Source organism: Terriglobus albidus (assembly GCF_008000815.1).
Taxonomy (GTDB): Bacteria; Acidobacteriota; Terriglobia; order Terriglobales; family Acidobacteriaceae; genus Terriglobus; species Terriglobus albidus_A.
Genome location: NZ_CP042806.1, coordinates 3,613,258 through 3,637,281 on the forward strand (window position 1 = coordinate 3,613,258; position 24,024 = coordinate 3,637,281).

Annotated in this window: 17 protein-coding genes; 11 read left to right on the top strand and 6 right to left on the bottom strand. The window is 57.7% G+C overall.

Annotated features, from left to right (window positions below; all coding sequences use genetic code 11):
- Positions 1-4 precede the first annotated feature (4 nt).
- A complete protein-coding gene (locus tag FTW19_RS14165; RefSeq protein WP_147648239.1) occupies positions 5-445 on the bottom strand; it encodes an arginine repressor in 441 nt (146 codons plus the stop codon).
- Between the two features lie 340 nt (positions 446-785).
- Here FTW19_RS14165 and FTW19_RS14170 point away from each other — a divergent pair, with 340 nt between their 5' ends.
- Positions 786-5,258 carry a glutamate synthase-related protein gene (locus FTW19_RS14170; RefSeq protein WP_246153757.1) on the top strand — a complete coding sequence of 1,491 codons (4,473 nt, stop codon included), beginning with the start codon at positions 786-788 and terminating at the stop codon, positions 5,256-5,258.
- Positions 5,259-5,317: 59 nt separating this feature from the next.
- Here FTW19_RS14170 and FTW19_RS14175 read toward each other — a convergent pair whose 3' ends face one another.
- Positions 5,318-5,944, bottom strand: coding sequence for a class I SAM-dependent methyltransferase (locus FTW19_RS14175; protein ID WP_147648241.1), 627 nt, complete (start codon positions 5,942-5,944; stop codon positions 5,318-5,320).
- Positions 5,945-5,985: 41 nt separating this feature from the next.
- The gene (locus tag FTW19_RS14180) at positions 5,986-6,561 is read right to left on the bottom strand and encodes a TetR/AcrR family transcriptional regulator (RefSeq protein WP_147648242.1); all 576 of its coding nucleotides are present in this window, start codon (positions 6,559-6,561) and stop codon (positions 5,986-5,988) included.
- A gap of 117 nt (positions 6,562-6,678) precedes the next feature.
- On the opposite strand from FTW19_RS14180, the gene FTW19_RS14185 reads away from it, so the two are divergent.
- From FTW19_RS14185 to FTW19_RS14210, 6 genes are all read left to right on the top strand, one after another.
- The gene (locus FTW19_RS14185; protein ID WP_147648243.1) at positions 6,679-7,203 is read left to right on the top strand and encodes a hypothetical protein; all 525 of its coding nucleotides are present in this window, start codon (positions 6,679-6,681) and stop codon (positions 7,201-7,203) included.
- A 394-nt stretch (positions 7,204-7,597) separates the two neighbouring features.
- On the top strand, positions 7,598-9,580 hold the full coding sequence (locus tag FTW19_RS26280) for a DNRLRE domain-containing protein (RefSeq protein WP_147648244.1): 1,983 nt from the start codon (positions 7,598-7,600) through the stop codon (positions 9,578-9,580).
- Between the two features lie 183 nt (positions 9,581-9,763).
- On the top strand, positions 9,764-10,303 hold the full coding sequence (locus FTW19_RS14195; protein ID WP_147648245.1) for a phage tail protein: 540 nt from the start codon (positions 9,764-9,766) through the stop codon (positions 10,301-10,303).
- A gap of 132 nt (positions 10,304-10,435) precedes the next feature.
- Positions 10,436-12,856: an Ig-like domain repeat protein gene (locus tag FTW19_RS14200; protein WP_187142987.1), complete on the top strand. Its 2,421-nt coding sequence runs from the start codon at positions 10,436-10,438 to the stop codon at positions 12,854-12,856.
- A gap of 21 nt (positions 12,857-12,877) precedes the next feature.
- Complete coding sequence (locus FTW19_RS14205) at positions 12,878-13,450, top strand: hypothetical protein (protein ID WP_147648247.1); 573 nt, start codon at positions 12,878-12,880, stop codon at positions 13,448-13,450.
- Positions 13,451-13,727: 277 nt separating this feature from the next.
- Positions 13,728-14,129, top strand: a complete 402-nt coding sequence (locus tag FTW19_RS14210; RefSeq protein ID WP_147648248.1) for a PEGA domain-containing protein — start codon at positions 13,728-13,730, stop codon at positions 14,127-14,129.
- A 59-nt stretch (positions 14,130-14,188) separates the two neighbouring features.
- Here the strand turns inward: FTW19_RS14210 and FTW19_RS14215 are convergent, their stop codons facing one another.
- Positions 14,189-15,910, bottom strand: a complete 1,722-nt coding sequence (locus FTW19_RS14215; protein WP_147648249.1) for a hypothetical protein — start codon at positions 15,908-15,910, stop codon at positions 14,189-14,191.
- On the bottom strand, positions 15,903-16,670 hold the full coding sequence (locus FTW19_RS14220) for an ABC transporter ATP-binding protein (RefSeq protein WP_147648250.1): 768 nt from the start codon (positions 16,668-16,670) through the stop codon (positions 15,903-15,905). The genes FTW19_RS14215 and FTW19_RS14220 overlap by 8 nt, the downstream gene beginning before the upstream one ends.
- 90 nt (positions 16,671-16,760) lie before the next feature.
- Here FTW19_RS14220 and FTW19_RS14225 point away from each other — a divergent pair, with 90 nt between their 5' ends.
- Positions 16,761-17,081: a PadR family transcriptional regulator gene (locus tag FTW19_RS14225; RefSeq protein ID WP_147648251.1), complete on the top strand. Its 321-nt coding sequence runs from the start codon at positions 16,761-16,763 to the stop codon at positions 17,079-17,081.
- On the top strand, positions 17,078-18,406 hold the full coding sequence (locus FTW19_RS14230; RefSeq protein ID WP_147648252.1) for a hypothetical protein: 1,329 nt from the start codon (positions 17,078-17,080) through the stop codon (positions 18,404-18,406). Before FTW19_RS14225 ends, FTW19_RS14230 begins: the two co-directional genes overlap by 4 nt.
- 9 nt (positions 18,407-18,415) lie before the next feature.
- Here the strand turns inward: FTW19_RS14230 and FTW19_RS14235 are convergent, their stop codons facing one another.
- Positions 18,416-20,161: an alkaline phosphatase D family protein gene (locus tag FTW19_RS14235; RefSeq protein WP_147648253.1), complete on the bottom strand. Its 1,746-nt coding sequence runs from the start codon at positions 20,159-20,161 to the stop codon at positions 18,416-18,418.
- A gap of 244 nt (positions 20,162-20,405) precedes the next feature.
- On the opposite strand from FTW19_RS14235, the gene FTW19_RS14240 reads away from it, so the two are divergent.
- Both FTW19_RS14240 and FTW19_RS14245 read left to right on the top strand, forming a co-directional pair.
- On the top strand, positions 20,406-22,973 hold the full coding sequence (locus FTW19_RS14240; RefSeq protein ID WP_246153301.1) for an ABC transporter permease: 2,568 nt from the start codon (positions 20,406-20,408) through the stop codon (positions 22,971-22,973).
- Positions 22,974-23,128: 155 nt separating this feature from the next.
- Positions 23,129-23,806 (top strand): hypothetical protein, encoded by a 678-nt coding sequence (locus FTW19_RS14245; RefSeq protein ID WP_147648254.1) that lies wholly within the window; start codon positions 23,129-23,131, stop codon positions 23,804-23,806.
- The last annotated feature ends 218 nt before the right edge of the window (positions 23,807-24,024 follow it).

The window sequence follows — 24,024 nt, forward strand, 5'->3', positions numbered from 1 at the left end:
CTTCTTATCTAATCAGCTCCGCAATCCGCGCGGTTATGGTTTTGGCCTGCTCGATATCGCCGCAAATCACCAGCACCGTATCGTCCCCGGCAATGGTTCCTACAATTTCGTCCCAGTCTTCATAATCCAGGCCGGCAGCTACGGGCTGGGCTCCACCAGTCGTCGTGATGATGACGACCTGGTTCATCGCCTGTCGTACCTCCAGACCGAAGCTCTTCAACAGGTCATTGATCTCTGGAGAGCGGTCATCTTCGGCTACTGCGGAATTGGCGAGCGTATACCCGTTCGGGCCCTTGTAGAGGTTCAACTCGCGCATGTCCCGGGACAAGGTCGCCTGCGTGACGTTGAAACCGCGCTTGGCCAGCTTTCTGCGCAGCTCATCCTGGCTGGTGACTGTCGCCGTCACCAGGAGCTCTCGAATTGCACTGTGCCGTTGTTGTTTCATACTGAATTTCTATTCACCCGTCCTGCATCCTCTGCCGCTTTGAACAGCAGAAAAACGCAGCACCTGCTTTTGACGGCCGGCACTACGTTGGTGATGCATAAAAATACAAGATCATGTATAAATATTCACAGCCGCTATGTCAAGTGCCTGGCGGTGTCGCTCTCAGGTCGAGATCCATGCCTCTGGATGATGTTTCGAGGCGGTGAAATCGGCGTAGAATAAAGACTGGACTCCCAGTAGTACCGCTTTTCAAGGCGAATGTATACGCGCCATCGCGAGCGTCTACCTGCAGGTGTCCCCGAATGACAGGAAGGCTTTACCCAGGTTCATCGCTATGAAGATGTCAGTGCCCTCGCTTCTCGACTCTCGCTTTGACCATGACTCCTGCGGCGTTGGTTTCGTCGCTCAGGTGTCTGCCACGCCGTCGTATGACATTCTGGCCAAAGCCCTGACCGCCCTTGCCCGTCTCGCCCATCGCGGCGCGGTTGCGGCCGACGGCAAATCGTCGGATGGCGTAGGCATTATGGCGGCGGTACCGCGCGCGCTGCTGCTGGAAGAGCTGAAACTGGACCTTCCGGCGGACAAGCCTCTGGCCGTTGGCATGTGCTTCCTGCCGGTGGATTCGGCCAAAACGGAGGCCGCCATTGTCCGCTCGTTGGAGCTTCAGTCGTTTAAGGTCCTGGCGTGGCGTACGGTGCCGACCCGTCCGGAGACGCTGGGTGAGATCGCCCTCTCCACCATGCCTGTCATCAAGCAGGTAATCGCCACCACCGACGACACCTCCACGGACGTGGAGCGTCGCCTGTACCTGGCGCGCAAGAAGTTTGACGGCTTCCTGGCTTCGGGTGAGGCCGATGGATATCTTTGTTCGCTCTCGACCCAGACCATCGTCTACAAGTCGATGTGCGCCGGCCGTCTGCTGCCCGAATTCTTTCCCGATCTGGCCAATCAGGCCTTTGTGACGTCCTTCGCGCTCTTCCATCAGCGCTACGCCACCAACACCACGCCGACCTGGCACCGCGCACAGCCTTGTCGCGCCCTGGCGCATAACGGCGAGATCAACACCGTCTGGGGCAACCGTGCCCGCATGGCTGCGCGGGATGCCACACTGCCTGATGAGTGCAAGCCGATTCTGACGCAGGGCGGTTCCGATTCCACGTCTCTTGACGAGACCGTCGAGCTGCTTCGCTACAACGGCCGTACGCTGCCTGAGTCCCTTCGCATGCTGGTGCCGCCGGCCTACACCGCGAAGCCCTCTTCCTTCCTGCAGTACCACGTCGATATGGCTGAGCCCTGGGACGGCCCTGCTGCGCTCGGCTTTGCCGATGGCAAGGTCGTTGGTGCGGCCCTTGACCGTAACGGTCTTCGCCCCTCGCGCTATGCCGTCACTAATACCGGTGTCGTCGTGGCTGGATCGGAGGCAGGCCTGGTCGATCTCGATCCCAACACGGTGATCGAGTCCGGACGTCTAGGGCCTGGTGAGATGTTCGTTGTCGATCTGATCGAGCACAAGGTGCTGCACAACGACGAGCTCTTCGATCTGTTCGATGCAGATCCGACCTACCAGCAGCTTCTCGCCGAGCAGACCCCCCTGGTCAAGGCCGACATCTCCGATACACCCGACCTGAAGTCGTTGCTGCCGATTCACCTTGCCTTTGGCTACACCAAGGAAGAGGTCCGCATGATCCTCGCGCCGATGGCGACCGAGGGTAAGGATCCGGTATGGTCGATGGGCGACGATACGCCGCTCGCGTTTCTGGCAAAGGCTCCGCGTCCTCTCTACGCTTACTTCCGCCAGCGTTTCGCCCAGGTAACCAACCCGGCGATCGATCCGCTGCGCGAGGCCTGCGTGGTTTCGCTGCATACGCGTCTCGGTCCGTGGTCACATATGCTGGACAAACATGCTCCGCTGCCGGGTATCTCGCTGTTCTCGCCCTTCCTCTCGCTGGGACAGGCCGCTGCGCTGCGTGAGCACAAGTACGATCATGCCGCCAATCTGAAGACGGTTGAGCTGCCGTGTCGCTTCGATGTAACTACGACCCTCGAAGCCGGCCTCGAAGCCGTCGGTAAGCAGGCTGTGAGCCTGGTGCGCAACGGCGCCGGCATTCTGCTGCTGACCGACCGCGGGGCTTCGGCCGCCTCGCTGCCGATCCCCATGGCGATGGCTACCGCCTACGTCAATGAGGTTCTGGTCAAAGCTGGTCTGCGAGCCAGCGTGGGTATCGCTGTAGAAGCAGGAGACTGTCGCGACATTCACCACGCCGCCGTCCTTATCGGCTACGGCGCAGGTGCAGTCTGTCCGTGGCTGGCCCTCGAAAGCGGCCGGGCTCTTACTCCCGCCGGAACCGACCCCTACGAGTCCGAGAAGAAGATGCTCAAGGCGCTCGATACGGGACTGGCCAAGATCATGTCGAAGATGGGTGTCTCTGTCGTCGACTCCTACCGCTCGGCCCACCTCTTCGACATCCTCGGTCTGCACAACAGTGTCGTCGACAAGTGCTTCCCGGAGACGCCGGCTCCTATTTCGGGTATCGGCTTTGCCGAGATCGAGCAGCAGCTTCGCAAGCTTTGGGGTGCAGAGCTGGCGACGGATCTTACCGATCCGGGCTGGGTTAAGTTCCGCCGCGCCGACGGTACTGAGCCGCACGGCTGGGCTCCTCCGCTGGTGAAGGAGTTGCAGACGGTTGTAGGTTCGGCCCGTAACGTTCCCGCCGCTGCCGACCCCGCTGCCGCCTTCCAGATGTATACGCAGAACGTCGCCAACCGCGAACCCGCCTTCCTCCGTGATCTGCTGGAGATTCGTCCTGCAGGACCGGAGCTTCCGGTAAGTGCGGTAGAGGCGCCGGAAAAGATGTACCGCCGCTTCATCGCGTCGGCCATGTCGCTCGGTTCGCTGAGCCCCGAGGCCCACTCGACCATCACGCTGGCCATGAATACCCTCGGCGGTAAGTCCAACACGGGTGAGGGTGGAGAAGACCCCGGCGTCTACAAGCCGAGCCCGGCTGTCTCCAGCTTCCGCACGCCCGGCGGTGGTGTCGTTACCATGGCCCGCAACGAGAGCGAGGGCAGCGTCGCCGTCGCCGAGCCGATCGTTGCGGCTCCAGCGATCCACGGTCTGCTGAATAACAAGATCAAGCAGGTTGCCAGCGGACGCTTTGGCGTTACGGCCGAGTATCTGGCTAACGCTGAGGAGATCGAGATCAAGGTCGCCCAGGGCGCCAAGCCCGGTGAGGGCGGACAGTTGCCCGGACACAAGGTCTCGGGCCTGATCGCTCGTCTGCGCCATGCGCAGCCGGGTGTGCCGCTGATCTCTCCGCCTCCGCACCACGACATCTACTCGATTGAGGACCTGGCACAGCTCATTCACGACCTGAAGCACGTCAATCCGCGTGCGGCTGTCGGAGTGAAGCTGGTCTCCTCCTGTGGAGTTGGAACGGTAGCCGCGGGTGTGGCCAAAGCATATGCCGATTACATCGTGATCGCCGGCAATACCGGCGGTACCGGTGCAGCGGCGCTATCGTCGATCAAGTATGCGGGTAATCCGTGGGAGCTTGGTCTGGCCGAAGCCCAGCAGGTGCTGATCGAAAACGGTATGCGTGGACGCGTCCGTCTGCGTACCGACGGTGGTCTCTCGACGGCTCGCGACATCCTGGTCGCTGCGCTTCTCGGAGCGGACGAGTTTGCCTTCGGAACGGCAGTGCTGGTGACTCTGGGCTGCGATATGGCGCGCCAGTGCCACCTGAACTCCTGCCCGACCGGCATTGCTACGCAGAAGCCTGAACTCCGCGCGAAGTTCCGCGGTAAGCCTGAGCACGTCGTCCAGTTCTTCCAGCAGCTCGCTTCGGAAGTCCAACAGCTTCTCGCCCGTTACGGTCTGCCTTCGCTGGAAGCCGCAACCGGACGTGCCGATCTTCTGGAGCAGGTCCGCTTCGATGGCGGTCTGGATCTGAAGCCGATGCTGGCCGTACCTACCGAAGGGGGCGCAGTTCGCTGGCAGGGAGGCCGCAATGATCGTCCGGTCTCGCGGCCTGCTGTCGACGAGGCTTGGGTTGCTCCGGCTATCGACGCCGCAAAGCAGGGGATGCCGTATCGTGTGCACTCCGACGTGGCGAACCGTGACCGCGCCATCGGTGCCCGCATCGCAGGCGAGCTGGCGCTGCTGAAGTCCCGCTCTGAGTCGCCGCTGCCTCGTCCGGACATCACGCTGAACCTGAACGGCACTGCCGGTCAGTCCTTCGGTTGCTTCGCGGTCGACGGTATGAAGCTCATCCTGGAAGGTCAGGCCAACGACTTCGTCGGCAAAGGGCTTGCAGGCGGTGAGATCATCCTGCGCGCCCGCGGTCTGGCGGCACAGGACTCCGGTCATCACGTCATCCTCGGCAACGTGGCTCTCTACGGCGCTACCAGTGGCACACTCTTCGCCGCCGGCCGCGCAGGCGAACGCTTTGCGGTCCGTAACTCCGGCGCCACTGCTGTGGTGGAAGGTATCGGCGACCACGGCTGCGAGTACATGACGGGCGGCATGGCTGTCATTCTCGGTAAGACCGGCATCAACTTCGGCGCCGGCATGACCGGCGGTATCGCCTGGGTGTACGACGCTGACGGTAGCTTCATGGCAACGAAGCGTTGCCATGAAGAGTTCCTGGCTCCTGAGACCTTCGAGCAGGCAGGCGAGCATGCGCAGATGCAGCTCCACGAACTGATCGAAGCACACGTGGAAAGGTCGAACAGCTCGCTGGCGAAAACTCTGCTGGCCGACTGGGCGAATGCATCGCAGAAGTTCATCCGCCTGGTGCCCAAGCCGCAGGCGTAAGAGGAGAACCTAACAGTAGGAACCGGCTGACAGCCTACGCTGCCAGCCGGTTTTGTCTTTCAAGGTCGACGACCAGAGAAGGTGAATCGAGCACAGAGGAACTGCTGCAGCTTGCCTGTGGGAGTCTCATGCATCAGAAGCTCCGAGTCTTCGAGCGTGAAGCCCTCACCAAAGGCAGCAACAAGAGAGTCCTTGTCGTAGCGATGTACTTCGAGGCCGCTGCAGCGAGTGGGACCTTCCGGGCCGAAGGTTGAAATCAAAATTCGGCCTCCTGCTTTAAGTGCGCGTTTCACCTCGTTGACGTAGCGCTCCCGGCGCACCTGTTCTACCAGGAAGTGGAAGACAGCACGATCGTGCCAGAGATCGTAGTGGTGTTCCGGCAGTGTAATCTCCGTCACATCGCCTGCGACCCATGTCACAGACTGCGCGCCTGCGCCAAGCCGGTGACGGACTTCCGCCAGCGCGGACGCAGATAGATCGAGCGCTGTGAGATGAGTGAATCCATCTGCGAGCAGGTCGTCTATGAGCGTGGATTCACCGGCGCCAACGTCGATGATCTCGGCTGTCTTTTGCAGGCCTTCTCCGCGTATCCAGCGAAGAGAATGCTCAAGATGAGGTGTGTACCAGCTCACCTCGGATGGACGTTTCGTCTTGAATACATTTTCCCAATGTTCTTTGAGGTCCATAACCAACTGTATCGTCGATCCGAAAGCCAGCCCGCCGGGGATCAGAAAGTGCCCAGTAGAAAATCCCTCGTGTTTGCCAGTATCTTCTCTCGCAACGCGGGGTCCGGCAGCAAGCGGGCAATCTGAATTGCCCCGATCATCGTAGAAAAGATCACAAAAAACGCGCGTTCTTTGTCGACAGTTCTACGGCCCGGCATGAATGGCTGCATGAGGTCCTTATAGTTCCTAAGCTCGTCGAAGATCCGGCTCTTCATCTCCTTGCTGGTACGCACCATCTCGGGCGCGAGGGCGGTCAGAGGGCACCAGTTCTCAGCCTGGGAGCAGTGTTCTGGCTGGAGATAGGTTGTTACGATCGCCTTCCACGCAACCTCAGGACGAGATTCTTTCGCGGCCTTCAAAAGACGGTCGGTGATCTCGCGGAAAGCCTCGTTTAACGATTCGAGGAGTAGTTCATCCTTGCTCTCGAAATGTTTATAGAAGCCGCCATGGGTCAGACCCGTGTCTTGCATCACTGTGGAAACGGCAGCGCCAGTCAGGCCTTCCGTGCGAATTCGCCGTGAGGCGTCTTTCACGATCTTCTGATGGGTTGCAGCTTTGTGCTCCGGCGGGTATCGCATCGCCTCATTATAGGATTTCGCGCATCATCTAACTTCGGTGACAGCCCGAGGCGGACTGTAGAAAAACTGCATCTATAGGATGATATGAATAATCCTATAGCGCATAGGGAGGTCTCTATGCCATCAGAAGTTCTGTTCCTCGCACATCTCGGCCTCGGATATGTCGCTTGTCTGCTGTGGTTTCGGACCTACGCACTACCGAAGCTGCAGTCAATGGAAAGATTCCAGGCACAACGGATTATCGCCACGATTCACAGCTTTCGTTTCTTCGGACTCGTCTTTATCCTTCCTGGAGTCGTGGGCATCAATCTTCCCGCGGGCTTTGCCACGTTCGCTGCCTATGGAGATCTGGCAACAGGGCTATTGGCTATAGCAGCACTCTTAGCGGTGAGGATACGTCCTCTCTTCTGGTCGCTGGTTGTGGCTTTTAATCTTGTCGGCGCAACAGACATCGTTCTGGACTACTACCACGCAACTCGAGTTGGGCTCCCTGCTCTTGCGGGACAATTGGGCGCTACTTATGTGATTCCGATTATCTATGTGCCCGTGTTGATGATCACTCATGTGACTGCGCTCTATTGGCTTCTACGTCCTCAGCAGAAGGTGGTGCATGCGCTTACCGGGAGCGCATTCGCGGAATAGATACGAAGCGGGTGCATGCGAAAAGCTCTCCTCGATAGGAGAGCTTTTCGCACGCAGTCTGGTCACATCACTGCACAAAAGATGATGCTGGCGCGTGTAGTGAGTAGGATCTCCGGGGGCGACAAAGGCTTGTTCCATAGCAGATCATCGGCCCGCTCAGCATGCGATCGTCAATCTCCAAGTCCTCATGTCGCCCCCTAACGCTTCTGAAGAAATGAATAATTAAAAATTCTTTTGACAAGATGGGGATGATAGCGGTAACGTCTCCGGTGTCCGTTTCCAGTTGTGTGAGCAACCTCGCACAGGTCTCTGCTCGAAGCGTTTGCTGAGTTAGATTTTGCTTTGGTTCTCGAGATGAGTTCGTAACGATCTTGTCCGAGGAGGAGAGTGCGTTTTGAAGAGTGTCCCCCTTGTCCGCCTGCTTGCAGGCTTGGCTGCCTTTATTTGTGTCTCCGCCGCTCATGGACAATTGACCGTCTCCGGCGACACAACCCTGAACAGTAATCACCCGACATTCAACTATGGTTCGCTCTCCAATCTTTACGTGAGCGCCAGCCAGAAAACGCTGGTGCAGTTCGATCTTTCCGCGCTTCCTGCCGGAACAACAGCCAGCCAGCTCGCGCGTGCGACGGTTAGCCTGTATGTGAACCGCGTCAATACTCCTGGGCTGATCAGCGTGGCGCCAGTGAATGCGTCATGGAATGAATACTCGGTTACCAACGCAACTGCGCCTGCCATCGGTACCGCATTTACCAGCTTTACAGCTACGATACCTGGTCAGTATGTCGTAATCGACGTGACCAGCCAGGTGCAGTCTTGGCTTTCAAGTCCGGGAACGAACTTTGGTATTGCGCTTACTACCAACGCGGCGAACGTGCTGTTGGATGCAAAAGAGAATGATCAGACATCCCATGCGAGTTCGTTGGATGTTGTTATAACTTCCATGGGCGCCACTGGAGCGACCGGCGCCATCGGGCCGCAAGGGCCGCAAGGTATTCAAGGCATTCAAGGTGTAACTGGCGCCGTAGGCCCGCAGGGTGTTGCAGGTGCGGCTGGGGCCACAGGAGCAATCGGAGCCACAGGCGCTACAGGAGCGACCGGCGCCCCCATTGCCTTCAAGAATACCTGGAGCAGTTCGACCATCTATGCGATTGGAGATGCTGTGTTCTACAACGGCAGCTCCTGGATCGCTTTGACGAGCAACCTCAATGTGACGCCTGGTTCTGACGGAACGGTTTGGGCGTTGTTGGCCCAGCAAGGCGCAACCGGGGCAACCGGAGCGACGGGGGCTCAAGGCATACAGGGTATTCAAGGTATCGTGGGTGCCACAGGCGCAACAGGCGCCCAGGGCGCCGCCGGTGTGACAGGAGCAACCGGTGCGACGGGAGCAACTGGAGCGACCGGGTCACCCGTGAGCTTCCAGGGTACCTGGAGCAGTACGACCGCCTACAACATTGGAGATGCTGTGTTCTATAACGGCAGCTCCTGGATTGCTCTGTCGGGAAACTTCAACATAACGCCTGGTTCTGATGGCACGGTGTGGGCATTGTTGGCACAACAAGGTGCAACCGGAGCGACGGGTGCAACGGGAGCCACTGGCGCAACCGGAGCGCAGGGCATTCAAGGTATTCAGGGTGTAACTGGATCCCAGGGCACTGCCGGAGCGGCAGGCGCCACTGGAGCTACAGGTGCGACGGGGGCTACTGGAGCGTCGGGTACCGTAGCGTATCAGAGTGTCTACTCTGCTGGTACGACCTATTCGCTGGGCGATGTCGTCTCTGACTCCAACTACTACAACAGCTATATTTCGTTGGCGAACAACAACGTTGGAAACGCGCTTCCAGTCGGAAATACGCCTACTGCTTTCTGGGCTCGTCTGGCCTCTCAGGGTGCGCAGGGATTGCAGGGTAATGTGGGGCCTGCGGGCGCAACCGGAGCTCAGGGCGCCACTGGCGCAACGGGAGCGACCGGACCGGCGGGGACGGCCGGCGATGGTCAGACATTGACAAGCCTTCCGCTTGTTGTTGTCGGTCACGGTGCCGCTTCGACCCAGGCGAATTTCTCGCTTACCTCCAGCGCGGCGACAACATCTTCGACGAGTAATTACTACATCGTTGCAACGCTGGCGCCGAGTTCCTGCCATGCGTATGTAACCATCTACTCTCCTTCGAACGCGATCACCTGGAATCTCTTCGAAGCGACTTACAGCGGTGGCTCCACTTTCGGTACACCGTCATCCTCGTCGTGTGCGACCAGTAGCGGCAATAGTTACAGTTGCACGATCGATGGCGGAACAGTCAGCGCTGGTACTGCGCTCTGGCTGAATGAAACAAATGCAACTCTCGCAAACTTTACGACAGCGTTTTCTTGTCAGTAACAGGTACGGCATCGCCGCTTCCCGAAGTTCGGGCAGCGGCGATGGATCGTTTTGTTTTCATCGAATCCCACGAGCAAGTTGGATGGGATAACGCAACACAAATCAACGGTTGGAAAGCTGATCTAGTACGCAATTAATCCCGGGTTCGTGTGTGGAGTCATACCTCAGGAAGGAAATTACGTTATGGATCCATATCTTGGTGAAATTCGAATGTTCGCCGGAAATTTTGCTCCAACCGGTTGGGCTTTGTGCAATGGCCAGATCCTGTCCATCGCACAAAACAGTGCATTATTCAGCCTTCTCGGAACCTACTATGGCGGTGACGGCATAAGCACCTTTGCTCTGCCGAATCTTCAGGGGCGAATGCCGCTTCACTGGGGCACCTCGAATTCGGGAGGTACCTACGTTCTGGGAGAGTTCAGCGGCAGCCCAAATGTAAACATACTTCCCAGCAACCTTCCCGCGCATAGTCATACGATTGCGATTCCGGTGTGCAATGCGGCGGCGGATCTTTCGGATCCAACCGGAGCGATCGAGGCCCTGCCGAACGATCCTTCCAGCGGAAACACCATCTCGTCGTATACCAAGACTGCAGGTACCGGGGTTGCTTTGCCTTTTCCATCGGGAGCTACCGGACAGTCTCTTCCGCTCTCGACCATGTCACCTTATCTGGCAGTAACGTTCATCATCGCACTGCAGGGAATCTTCCCATCGCGGAGCTAACGTAAGGGAATGCCGGTCATGTCAACGATGCGAAATGTTATGGCAGGGCCGGCATTTCAATGGAGTCAAGGCGGAATCATGATGTTCCATCCCGGTAGGATCGTTCGAAAACTGGCCTGTGCCGTTGCATGCATGGCAGCAGCTATCGGGGCGGCAGCGCAGACTCCTGCTCAACTAAAGTCGCTGGACAAGGCAGGGATACATATAAGCGCCGTTCAGGCTGCGCAAACGAATGGTCAGCAGGCTGTCGCGGCTCCACTGAATTCTCCTGCAGCAGTTTGTTATGACTCTGCTGGCAATTTCTATATCGCGGACCAGAACAACAACATCATCCGTAAGGTCGATACGGCCGGGTTGCTCACCACCGCTGCCGGCACAGGAGAACAGGGCTTCGATGGTGATGGTGGAGCCGCGACCCAGGCGACGCTGGACTCACCGGCGGGAGTTGCTATCGATGCTTCGGGAAATCTCTATATCTCTGACACAAAGAATCAGCGTATTCGCAAGGTGAGTTCTAATGGCATCATCAGCACGATCGCCGGCACAGGTACGGCTGGTTTCTCGGGCGATGGAGGCACCGCAACCCTGGCGATGATCTCTCTGCCGACCGCCATTGCTGTCGATAGCAATGGAAATGTCTTCTTTGCGGACTCGACGAATAACCGCGTGCGTGAGGTTCTGGTCGTTTCAGGGACGATCCAGACTGTGGCTGGAAATGGCGAACAGGGATACTCCGGCGATGGAGGCCCGGCAACCGGCGCCTCTCTCGATACGCCGCAGGGGATCTCGGTCGATGCCTCAGGCAATCTTTACCTAAGCGACACGCACAATAATCGCATCCGTAAGGTCTCCGGTGGTGTGATCACGACGATCGCAGGAGACGGTTCCTTTAGCTTCGCAGGCGACGGAGGCACCGCGACCTCTGGTTCTTTCGCGTCTCCGCACGGTATTGCCGTCAACGCCAGTGGAACGGCGCTCTTCATTGCTGATACGGACAACCAACGGATTCGGCAGATCAATAGTTCTAACCTCCTCTCGACCATCGCCGGGAATGGACAAGAAGGAAAAGATCAGTTGAATGGGAGTGCAACTGCTGCTTCGTTGGATTCGCCCCTCGGTGTGGCCATTGGACCGCAGGGAACGGTAGCTATTGCAGATACAGACAATGATCTTGTCCGTGCCATTTTCAATGGAACAGTTGTGACGACCGCAGGTGGAGACCAGCCGACCAGCGTGTTGGCGCTCTCCATTCCTTCACAGGCCATCACCTATGGCCAGGGAGTACTTACCGCTACTCTCACCACTTCCACATCCCCCACCGGAAGTATTGTCTTCTATGACTCTGGCACGCCAGTCTCGACCGTGATTCTGTCCAGTGGCGTCGCTTCTCTGAACCTTGGTTCACTCAAAGCTGGCACGCATAACCTTAGTGCCTCCTACGCAGGTGACGGTACGAATCCAGCCGCAGTGAGTGGTGTTATGGTCGTGGCGGTTAATCCTTTGGCGATTACCGCTTCGATTACGCCCATCTTAGTACAGTACGGTCAGACGATTCCTGCAATTACAGGATCGCTCACGGGCGTGCTTGCGCAGGATAGCGGCAATGTTCAGGTAGCATTCAGCACGGGCGCCACCTCTACATCTTCTCCGGGATCATATGCTGTGACGGGCGCTCTCTCAGGCAATGCATCCGCGAATTACATGCTGTCGTCCGTGACGGGCGGTATCACGATATCGAAGGCTACTTCGCTCACCAGTTTGATATCCAGTGTCGCGAATACGCTGGTCGGTTCTCCCGTGACCCTGAGGGCGACGGTAGCTACAACGACTTCAGGGCAGCCGACGGGTACAGTTACCTTCCTGGATGGGACAACCGTTCTCGGAACCGCTCAGACTCTGAGCTCTGGCATCGCGTCCGTTACGATCTCTTCTCTAGCTGCCGGCTCTCACAATCTAACGGCGGCGTACAGTGGGGATACGAACTTCAACGCGAGTATTTCTTCTGCGCTTGTACAGCAGGCAAGTGATTTCAGTTTCTCTCTGAGTTCAACGGGAGGCGCAACCCAGACCGTGGTTCCGGGGCGCTCCGTCACGTACAACATGGTCGCGTCTCCTCTCAATGGCTCTTTCAGTTTCCCTGTGTCTCTGTCCGCTTCCGGCCTGCCGGCGGGAGCGACGGCTGCCTTTTCGCCATCAACGCTCTCCTTGGGTTCGGGCAACGCCAGCTTTACGTTGACGATTCAGACGGTGGCCACTACAGCAATGACCCATCCGATCAAGGGAGCGGGAGGCGGCGCTGCCGTACTGGCGCTCCTCCTGCTGCCATTCTCCTCACGTTTGCGGCGCACGGTGCGCAGATGGAAACCGGGAATATTGATCGTGGTACTCGGCCTGAGTCTGGCGGCCGTGGGCGGATTAGCTGGATGCGGCACGGGTACCGGATATTTTGGACAGAATCCGCAAACGTATTCCGTCACTATTACCGGAACCGCAAGTGGTACGAATGGAACCACCCTGCAACATTCCTCCACCGTCGTATTGACGGTGCAGTAAGGAGTTGAAAGTCACCTTGTGATGAGACGATCTCGTACGCTTTTTACTCTTGCAGCTTTTGCGTCTGCGATGATGGTGTCTGCACAGCAGCGGAATGCGCAACCCGCTCGAACCGATATCGTTGCCACTTACACCACTGAGAGGGCGCTGCGCACGAGCTCCGGACAGAGCTTTTGGAAGCAGGGTGGCTCTGTCAGCTACGGCACTGATCTATGGAGAGGCTTTGGCCCGGCGGCAGATCTGAGCGTTGGTCACGCAGGGTCTATCGGCTCCAGCGGAGCCTCACTGACAACCACCGCGCTGACGTTTGGCCCACGGTATCGCTGGCATACGCAATCAAAGTTCTCGCCCTTCGGTGAAGCTTTGTTCGGATTTGTACATGGCTCGAATAGTGCCTTTCCATCCGCAACGGGAACGAACTATCGGGCAACGAGCTTTTCTATGTTGATCGATGGCGGGCTCGATATCCGTTTGGATCACCACATTGATGTACGCGCGCTACAACTTGGCTGGGTGCATTCCACACTGCCCAATGGCGCAGACAATGTGCAGAATAACTTTCGTCTGAGTTTCGGAGCGGGATTTCACTTTTAGGCCGCTTTGCGCTGCATAAGCTTTCCTATATCCAGTTGTGAGCGGATATGGAGGTCCTTCACCACGGACTCGACCCCACACGCGGAACGTCGCTGCAGATATAGCCCCACTGCGCAGTGAATACTCCAGCACTCGTCTGTGAGGCTACAAAAATGCCTGAAATGTCTCAGTTATGTCAGTATCGCTTCGCCATGCCGAGGGAAGTAACCTTCTTGCTCCCGGAGCCTCGTCTACTGCTATAACCGAGCTTCGGCTCGGGTGGTGAAAGGCGGTATTCATGAAACGTTTCGTCCTTTTCGCAATCTCCCTCGTCGTTCTTGCAGCTCCCGTCCTTGCAGCACCTCCTGGGAGGTTTGTTGGGCCGAGAGTAGGTGTCGTTTATGGCGGACGCGTCGGCCCCTGGGGTTGGTACGATCCGTATTACGGCTTCTATTCCTATTACGGGGCAGGCTTAACCCCCACAGCAGGCACCGTGAAATTAGATACATCCGTAAAGGATGCAGAAGTGTTTATCAATGGAAGTTATGCAGGTACGGTGAGCAAGCTGAAGACCATGACGATGCTTCCCGGCAACTACACCGTCGAGCTTCGTGCTTTTGGAAGAGAATCGTACAAACGAGACATCTTTGTTATTCCGGGTAAGACCATCAAACTAACAGCGGAGATGCGAGTTCTGTAAGACTTGCAATTGCAATATGGAGGGATGCGAGCGCGTCTCGCATCCTCCACCGCTTGAAACTATTCGCGAAGCCCAAGGCTCGTAGGGAACTCGTCGGGATCGCTGTCGTCAAGGTTTCCGTCGAAGTCATTGGCTCGCCATTCTTCGGCTACACGGACGAGATAGCGGTGAAGGATATACATATCGAGCAGAAGGAATGACAGCCAGATAAGGTTCATCTGCATCCAGCGCACCTCCCATTTCATAAGAAAGGGAAAGACCACCAGATAACGAACTGCGGCCAGAGGGCGTTCGTGCTGCGTCGTCTTCATCGCCTGCGTGAATGGAATAGCGCTGGCATGGCGTCCGTAGAAGTCGGTCGTAAGGATGGCGACGGCTGTGCAGATCAGAACGGCCAGGGGGAACTGGGAGATGGAGATAGCGCCACAGGCTAAGAATGTAGCTGAGAGCGCAGTCGAAACGAAAAGGACAGCATAGACGGTCCAGTGCTTTTGGACATCGAGAACGAGAGATTTTTCCCGGCCGAGGATGGAGCGAAAGATCCAGCTCCCGCGCTGATCGACGGGGGAAGCAAACGCCGCACGCAGAGCGAATGTGAGCCAGAAAGCGACGACGGCAATCGAGACGAGGGCTCCGCCGTAGCGGAACGCAATGCCGGACGGCTCGATTGTGATCATGCTGGCGAACGCTAGCGCGATGCCGATGCTCAGGAAGATAGCAATCATCGCTCTCGGACGGCGCGATCGCCATAGTGTCTGTCCGATAAACCGGAAGACGCCGCGCTGGATAGGGTTACGCACGATAAAAGGGACAATGGTGTCCGTGATGGTGTTGAAGAAGCCTCTGCGCTGTGCTGTAGCGGCAGATCCTTCCATGACGAGACGCACCTTACGGCGATAGGCGATTGGATATGTAACGCAGGTGATGGTGATCGTAGTAAGAGTTGCTATGATGCCGCGCATCGCAAGGAGATCGAACGGCGGAGCAGCGCCGTACATGATGCGCTGATAGATGCCAAGGAACCAGAAAGGTGGAAACCACAGGGACCAGTGGGAGGAACTTGTAAGCAGAGTTTTCAGGGCGCCCACCACCAATGGAAAGGTTGACAGTAAGGCGAAGAGAATCAGCATCCCCAGTGTCTGCAAGACAGGCGTGATCTTTTGGAAGAGACGTTCTGATAGGAACGTGAGCAGGATGCCCTGAAGAGAGAGCACCAGTGTGCAGGCAAAGACTCCCGCGAAAAGGACGGAGGCGAAATGCGCGAAGATGTGATGCACAATCTGCGGTTGACCAGCGGCAAGCGGGAAGAAGATGATCCCGAGTGCGTTGGTGCCAAGCAAGGTAGCGGCCAGGAAGATAGCAACAGCGAGGATACGGGAACTGAGGAGTTGCTGCGCCGGTAGAGGTAACGGTACCAGGACAAAGACATCGATCGCATCGGGGAAGAGGACGTCCCAGCTATAGACGGCAATTGCCCCCATTACAAAGAGTGCGTAAGCAATGAAAAAGTAGTGATCACCTGCCTGTGGCCAATAGCCTCGTGTCGCAGACCCATGGGGTTGGTGATAGACAGGGAAGCTGATGAGTGAGGCGAGAAGTTGTGGCAATGCCATTGCCCATGCTGTTTGTAGCGCACGGCTCATATCGCCATCGATCGAAAGCATCTCGTTTTGGCACAGACGGGCTAGAAGATGGCGGACGAGTCTTTCCGTTTGGCCGGGTATGCGTGGTGGGCGGAGGATGGGGTCGTGCCGCAGACCGAGAACATTGCTCTTAGGCATGAGAGATAGCCTCCGCGAGTTCGCGTGCTGTGGTGCGGGTATCGTGCTGGCGCACGAGTTCGGCGAAGACCTCTTCGAGCGATCCGCGCTGCATGGCAAGCTTCAGACCGGCGGGCGTTTCGTCTGCGATGACTTTGCCTTTTCCAAGGACAATCACGCGGCTACAAACCTGCTCCACGACTTCAAGGACGTGTGAGATGTACAGGATCGCCTTTCCGCGGGCTGCGAGTTCCTCAAGCAGGTCTTTGAAGATGCGGGCAGAGACGACGTCGAGGCCGCTGAGGGGCTCATCAAAGATAAGAAGTGACGGATTATGCAGCAGGGCGGCGGAGAGCAGGATGCGCTGTTTCATCCCCTTGGAGTAGAGCGCAATCGGGCTGTGACGCCAGCTTTCGAGTCCCCAGAGGCGAAGCAGCACATGAGCGCGGACGTCAATCAGGGATTCGGACATCCCGCGCAGGCGGCCAACAAGCTGTAGATACTCAAGCCCGGTCAGGTGGGTGTAGACGTGGGCCTCTTCGGGGACGTATCCAAGCGTGGCCCGGTATCGCTCCAACTGATGCCGAATATTTCCGCCCTGGAAGAAGACGCCGCCTTCCGTAGGCTGTACCAGGCCGGTAATGATCTTTACAGTGGTGGACTTGCCGGAGCCGTTGGGGCCGAGATAACCAACCACCTCACCCGGGCGGATGGTGAAATTGATGGATTCAATGGCGGGAAGACCCCGGTAGATCTTCGTCAGATTTCTGACCTCAAGCATGTCGGTACCCCTATGTAGCAAACTGCATAACATGTAAGGGGAAGTCTACCCTCTTGTCAAGTAGATCGCTACATAGGTATTCTTTTGCGCATGGCTGAGACCGGAAAGCTTTCGCACACCGCCGCCCTGATTCTGCATGCGATTGCGGTCGGCTACCGTTATGGCTTCTCCATCATGGAGAGCACTGGGTTGCCCTCGGGTACGGTCTATCCGGCGTTGCGGCGGCTCGAAGCAGAGGGGCTGATCCGGTCACAGTGGGAAGCGGAGGCGATTGCCGAAAAGGAGCAGCGTCCGCCTCGCAAGTATTACAAGACGACCGCGGCCGCGCGTCCTGTCCTGGAGGCTTCGCGCAGCCGCTATCCCTTGTTGGCGGCACTCACCGCGCCGGCTGAGGAGAAGGAGCGCGTATGAATGCCTATCTGAGTTTGCTTTCTCTGTTCCTGCCCGTCCAGCGAAGAGACACCTGGTTGTCCGAATGGAATGCTGAACTCTGGCATGTACGGAGTGAGTGCGGGTGGGTTGCGGCTCTCCACCTGCTCCGCGGTGCCTTGGCGGACGCCCGGGAACTCCGCGCCTTGGCGCAGAAAGACGTATCAGCCGACCGGGCCGCGGTCAGGCCCTGGAAGCAATCCTGGATACAGCCTCTTGCTCTTCCGCTGGCGTCGCTCCTGATCATGGCGTGTGCCGCTATGTGCGTCCCAGGAGCCCGGGATGTGTTGTTAAGCCAGAGCTACAACGCACCGTCATCCATTGTGCTGCTGAAGGATGCGGAACAGCCAACGATTGCCTATGCGACATATTCCGAATGGACGCGGCGGCCGCAGTTACTCTTCGACGAGTTCGCGTTCTATGCGGTCCAGAAGCGATATGTGAATGGTGAGCGCTTGCGTGTCGCGACCGCTTCATCCAACCTGCTACGGATGCTCGGTTTGGGTGGCCCTGCCGGGGATGGAATGTATCTCAGTTACGCGGCTGCGAAACAATTAGGGTATCCGTCACAGGTGCGTCTCGGTGCGAGCATGGTGCGCGTCCGGGGTGTACTTCCACGTACGACGCTGAAGTTATGGGACGATCCGGAGGTGATTGTCCTGGCAGACAGGCTCCCCGCTGGGATGCATGGGCATGTGTTGGGCGCGGTCGCTCAAGGGGCACCCAATATCAATTGGGGCTTTGTCGTGACTTATAGCAAACAGCCTCCACTGCATATTCACGTTACTCCTCTGGAAGAGCGTGTCTTTATGCCGGGCAGGGCATTTCTGTTTGCGTGTGTGATTCTGCTATTCGCTTTGCCCGGAACGCGCCCTCTCTCGCGCGAAGATGGTCCGCGGATGCCAATGCGCCTGCGCTGGCGTCCAACCATATTTGTTGGAGTGCAGGTGCTTTTATTGCTCGCCGCTGCCTATCTCGGTTCACTGGCGATTGCGATGAGTATGGCTCTGGCCCGTCCGGAAGATGTAGGTGGGCCGCAGGCATTTGCAGCCTTCGTGCTTTTGCTTCCAACGATACGGCTGACACTGCGCAGCAACCGGCATCGCTGCCCCTGCTGCCTGAGAAAGCTGGGACATCCGGCGCGCGTTGGGCAGCCATCCGCTGCTTTTCTGAACTGGTATGGCACCGAACTGCTCTGTGCGCAGGGCCATGGCATGATGCATATTCCCGATATGCCGACGACCTGGTTTTCGGAGCCACGCTGGATGCCACTCGATTCGTCGTGGGCCGTTTTGTTTTCTCAGTAATTCGTATTGCTACACAAATCTCGCCCTGCCCGCCTCGACCGTGAAGGTTTTAAGCGGTACCAGATTCGCATCCGGCGCTTGAATTGTGGTTACCGCTTTGAACTCACACGTGAGCCGCTCAGGCGTGAGTGTCAGAATGCCGTAGCCGTGGGTGGATGAGTCCCAGTACTGGATATGTGGATTCGCCGCACGAATCACTGGATCGAGCAGATTCGGCGGCACGCCCATCTGCTTCGCGGGAACTGGACGGCTGGGAAGATCAATTGCTGACGAGATCTCCTCTGCGAAGTTTGCTGACGTGAGGGAACCTACCATCAACTCAACTCCCATCGGTGGCTCGAGAAGGTTGGCGAAGTTTGTTTTGAGATATCCCGCCAGAAATGTGTGAAGGTCGCCGGTCAGAGCGACGAAGTTGCTCACGCCCGCCTGACGGATTGCAGACAAAATCTGCCGCCGCTCTGCTGGATAACCGTCCCATTGGTCGAGGTTGATATAGATCGCTGTCAACCGCAACGGCATGAGCATGACTTCGTTCGCCCAGAGTTTCCATGTCGCCTGTGAACCGGTGATCTGGCGGAGGAACCAATCCTTTTGGGTCGATCCCAGCATGGAGCGGTTGGAATCGAGAAGCGCCGGGCAGCCAAGTGTGAAATAGCGTTGGCCATATTCCTGGTTGCCACATGGCGGCCCATCGCGATACAGGCGTTCATCCGTAATTACAAGGTCTGCAAGGCCGCCGAATGAGATCTTGCGATACACCTGCACGGAACTGTCCCAGTCCTTCGCCGAATCGAAGACTACATCGGCCAGACTGTATTCGGCCCACGCCTGATTTGCTGCTTGCCGTAGCTGCGGTTGCGGCGTATCGGCTGTATTCGGAGCGGTATTGTCGTCGGGATGAAAATCCTGATGCGAGTCGTTTGCAAACTCATGGTCGTCCCAAAGCTGGATCATCGCGAAGCGCTCATGGACGGCCTGGAGGTTCATATCGCTGCGATAGGTTTTATAGAGATGACGGTAATCGTTGACGTCGACCGGAATGGTTGTACTGCCACTGGGAAAGGGCGGTACCACGCGCGCCGGATTCTGCTGGAACCCTGCCCCGATCGTCTCGTAGATGTAGTCACCGAGATGGACGACAAAGTCGACATCCTCGCTCGCCAGGTGTTGATAGGCCGTGTAATAACCGTTGCCGAAGTCCTGGCAGACAACATAGCCCAGGCGTAGCTGCTGGAGCGCCACGCCTTCCAAAGGAAGCGTTTTGAACTGTCCAGTGCGGCTGACAATGCCACGGTGAAGAAAACGATAGAAGTATGCCGTAAATGGCTGCAGGACAGCATGCGACACCGGCAGCTTCACCGTGTTGTCCCGGTTGGGATCGATGGTTGCAACCCCTTCCAGAAGAACAGAGGAGAATGCCGCATCTGCGGCAACCTGGAATGCTGCCAGCGAAGGAAAAGAACCACCTTGCAGCGACGGTTCCAGTCGTGTCCATAAAACAACGCCATCGACACGTGGATCGCCCGCGGCTACTGACTGTGGATACAGCAAACTGGCGTACTGCGCGGTTGCGACGCTGTCCACCTGAAAGAGGTAGGTACGGTCTGCGTCCGTCAGACCGGCAATCGATGGATCGGAGAGGAAAGGTACCGCCGCGCTATATCCGGAGGTCTGTTGAGCAAATGTTGTGCGGGTGGTAAGCCAGGCCAGGGCGCCGGTGAGCCCTAGCGAAGACACAAAACGACGACGGTTCATGGAGGCGGTCTCCTGGGGAAGAGAGTTGCCGTACCTGGCGTAACGCCTGCCCTGTATTCCATCTCCCTTTGGGGGAAAGACGCATCAACGGGAGATAAAAGAAGCTGATTGTGCGTGTCGCGAAAAATGTCCGGTCTGCCAATCTGCCCCGAAGGTCCTTCACGTTTATGGAACCGGAAGGCAATTCCTTCCGTATAGCCCCTGCAAAGAGACTTTTAGAGACTCCGGAAGCTGTTTGGAGGGGATGATGCTGGCAGACCTGCGGGACGCGTTTCGGCAGTTAAAGAAAGCACCGGCGTTTGCGGTTACGGCCGTGGTGACTCTGGCCCTGGGCATCGGTGCGACCACCGCAATCTTCACCCTGGTGCACCAGGTGATGTTGAAGTCGCTGCCTGTCGCCAAGCCCGAGGAACTCTGGAGGATCGGCGACAAGATCCGCTGCTGCAACTGGGGCGGATATACGCAGGGCAACGACGGGGATTTCTCTCTCTTCTCCTGGGAGGCATACAAGAACTTTCGTGCGCATACGCCGGAGTTCAGTGATCTGGCGGCGCTGCAGGCCGGGAATGCTGCGCTCGGGGTGCGCAGAGCGGGCTCGCAGGCGCAGGCGGATACGCGCAACGGGGAGTATGTCTCCGGGAACTTCTTCCGGACCCTGGGCATCCAGCCATGGATCGGCCGGCTGATGACAGATGCGGACGATCAGGAGTCCGCATCGCCAGTCGCAGTAATGAGCTATCACGTCTGGCAGGAGAAGTATGGTTCCGATCCTTCAGTGGTCGGAGCCAGCTATCAGATCAACGGCCACTCCTTTACGGTGATCGGGGTAGCGCCACCCGGATTTTATGGCGCGAAGCTCGCGGGCGGAGGCATGCCGGACTTCTGGCTTCCCCTGACGACTGAGATCATGATCGACGGCGCCACGTCGCGGTTGAAACGGCCCAATGGCAATTTCCTCGATCTGATCGGAAGAGTTCGGCCCGGTGTCGATTCGAGGACGCTCGAAGCGAAGCTGCGTGTGGAGTTTCATGACTGGCTGGCAAGTCATGTACCCGATATGGAGCCGGGCGAAAAACAGCTTTGGCAGCAACAGACACTGCACCTGATCCCGGGCGGGTCGGGAGTCGCTGCCATGCGGGATCAGTACAAGGCTGGGTTGAGGCTGCTATTGATCGCAGCCGGATGTGTCCTGCTGGTCGCCTGCGGAAACATCGCAAACTTAATGCTCGCCCGCGGCCTTAAGGATCGGGCACAGATGTCTATCCGGACAGCGCTGGGAGCATCCCGCCGCCGCCTGGTGCGCCGAGCGATGGTCGAGGCGGTTACGCTGGCCCTGATCGGAGGTGTCTCTGGAGTCGCAGTAGCTTACGCCGGCACCAGGCTAATTTTGTATCTGGCTCTGGAGCGTGGAAACTCCAACAACTTCGTGCCCATCAGTGCGACCCCATCGATTCCGGCTCTGTTGTTTACGTTGGGCATCTCCGTACTGACGGGAATCCTCTTCGGAATTGCACCTGCGTGGATGACCTCGCACGCCAACCCTGTAGACGCTTTGCGCGGAGCGAATCGTTCTGTTGGTGGGAGAAGCTCCTGGACGCAGAAGTCATTGGTGATCGGTCAGGCGGCGATGTCCCTGGTTCTGCTGTCGACGGCGGCTCTGCTGGGCCGAAGCCTGCGAAATCTCGAACACCAGAACTTCGGGTTTGAGACAGAGGGCCGGTACATTGCGTGGATCAACCCGATGCTGGGCAACTACAAGCCCGAGCAGTTGGAGCCGATGTTCCGGAAGATCGACTCCCGGCTGATGCAGATTCCTGGCGTGCGCATGGCGGCTCCGGCTCTTTACGCTCCAATGACGGGCGATAGCTGGAATGACGGCATTCGTGTTCAGGGCAGGCCGGAACCCGCACCGAAAGAAGACACGGGGGCGGGCTGGTCCCGGGTCATGCCCGGATTCTTTGAGACGATTGGTTCACAGATGGTTCTCGGCCGCTCGATCGGCGAAGAAGATACATCGACGACACGTAAGGTTGCCGTGATCAACGAAGCCTTCGCCAAGCGGTTCTTCAAGAACCAGAATCCCCTCGGCCAGCACTTCGGTATCGACAAGATCAAGTATGCGGGAACGTTTGAGATCGTGGGCGTTGTTCGCGACATGCGCTATATGACCTACGATTACAAGGATCCGGTACGTCCGATGTTCTGGGTGCCGGAGACGCAGACGGTGCAGTACGACGATGCGGCGTTCACGGCCGGCGAAACCTGGTCGCACTATCTCTATAACATCGTGATCTGGGCTCCAAATGCGCCCTCGGGAATGGAAGAGCAGGTGCGGAAGGCGCTGGTCAGTATCGATCCTGACCTGGTGCTCTATGGCGTCGATCCGTACAAGAAGGTCGTGAGTGCCGACTTCCAGCAAGAGAACATGATTGCCACTCTCACCACGCTCTTCGGCGTCCTCGGTCTCACGTTAGCGGCCGTGGGCCTGTATGGAGTGATGGCGTATATGGTGGAGCAGCGGACAAGCGAGATCGGCGTGCGGATGGCTTTGGGCGCGAACCGCGGTGACGTGGTGCGCATGGTGCTGCACAACGCCTTCCTACAGATTGCAGTGGGACTGGCACTCGGGATTCCAGCGGCCATTGGAGCAGGGAAGTTGATGACCGACCAGCTCTTCGGTGTAAAGCCGTGGGACCCGGTAATGATTACAGCGGCGGTTCTCCTGCTCGCCCTGGCGGCACTGCTGGCATCGCTGATTCCAGCACGTCGCGCAGCCGGGGTGGATCCGATGGTGGCGCTCAGAAGTGAGTGAGAGTAAGAGCAGCCTGATATAGATAAATTTCGTTGGACTGTATCCGGAGACGTGATACAGTCGCCATCGCAGTTCAAAATTTGATCTGGACGTACGTTCGACGTCCATTAACAGCAAACAGTCACAATGCTTCCGACGCTGAGGAGATATTCAGGATGCGAGTTCTGTTCACTGCTTTTTTCACGCTTATTTCGGCCAGTTGGGTAGGCAGCCTACCCCATGCTCAAGTTAACGCAGCAACGCAGCCGCCGGCAGCCCAGACAGGCTGGACGTGGCCGGCGATTCCGGGATGCCTCTCGGATCCTTCTATCTCGACTCCGGGAGCAACCGATTTCAGTTCGCCCGTCTGTCCTCTCTACGATCAATTGCTGACCAGCGGCGTCACCAGGATCGAGCTTGTTTCGGCACGGCGGCTCAATGGAGAGATGGACGGTGTTTTGTATCCCGCATTTCTGCCGGGTACAGAGGTCGTGACCTTCCTGACCGAGGACAAGTTCAATCAGTCGTTCCACGGCGCGACGGGACTTGTGCGTGTCTCCGGAAGGGCAGTGTCGGCACGCAATGGGTCCTGGTGGACGACTCTGTCCACCGTTACTACCAATGGAAAACTGCTCGATGCCGCGTCGATCCGGCAGAAGCTCGCACTGCCGAATGAGCCTTCCTGTCTCGCGTATGCCGACAATGTGCGAAGCGGAATCATCGCGTATATGGGTGTCGTCGCTCCGGCGTTCGACCAACCAGGTGGAGGCGTAGAGTTCTGGCTTCCTCCTGGAGCGGTCGTCGCTAAGAAGACAGTTGATCTCCCCGGAAGCCCGGGCTGCGGCACAAACTAACTGAGAGAAACGTAAGAGGGGCAAGGCATAACCTTGCCCCTCTTACGTTTCTTAGAGCTGATACTTAACCGACATCTCCAGAATGCGGCGGCCCTGTCCGGATCTTTGTGCTTCCGAAGCCTGTCGCCTGATTGGTTGCATTGGCCAATGCCTGGTTCATATCAGCCGACGATATGGTCTGATTGAAATTGATCGAGTACGACCCAGGATACTTTCAA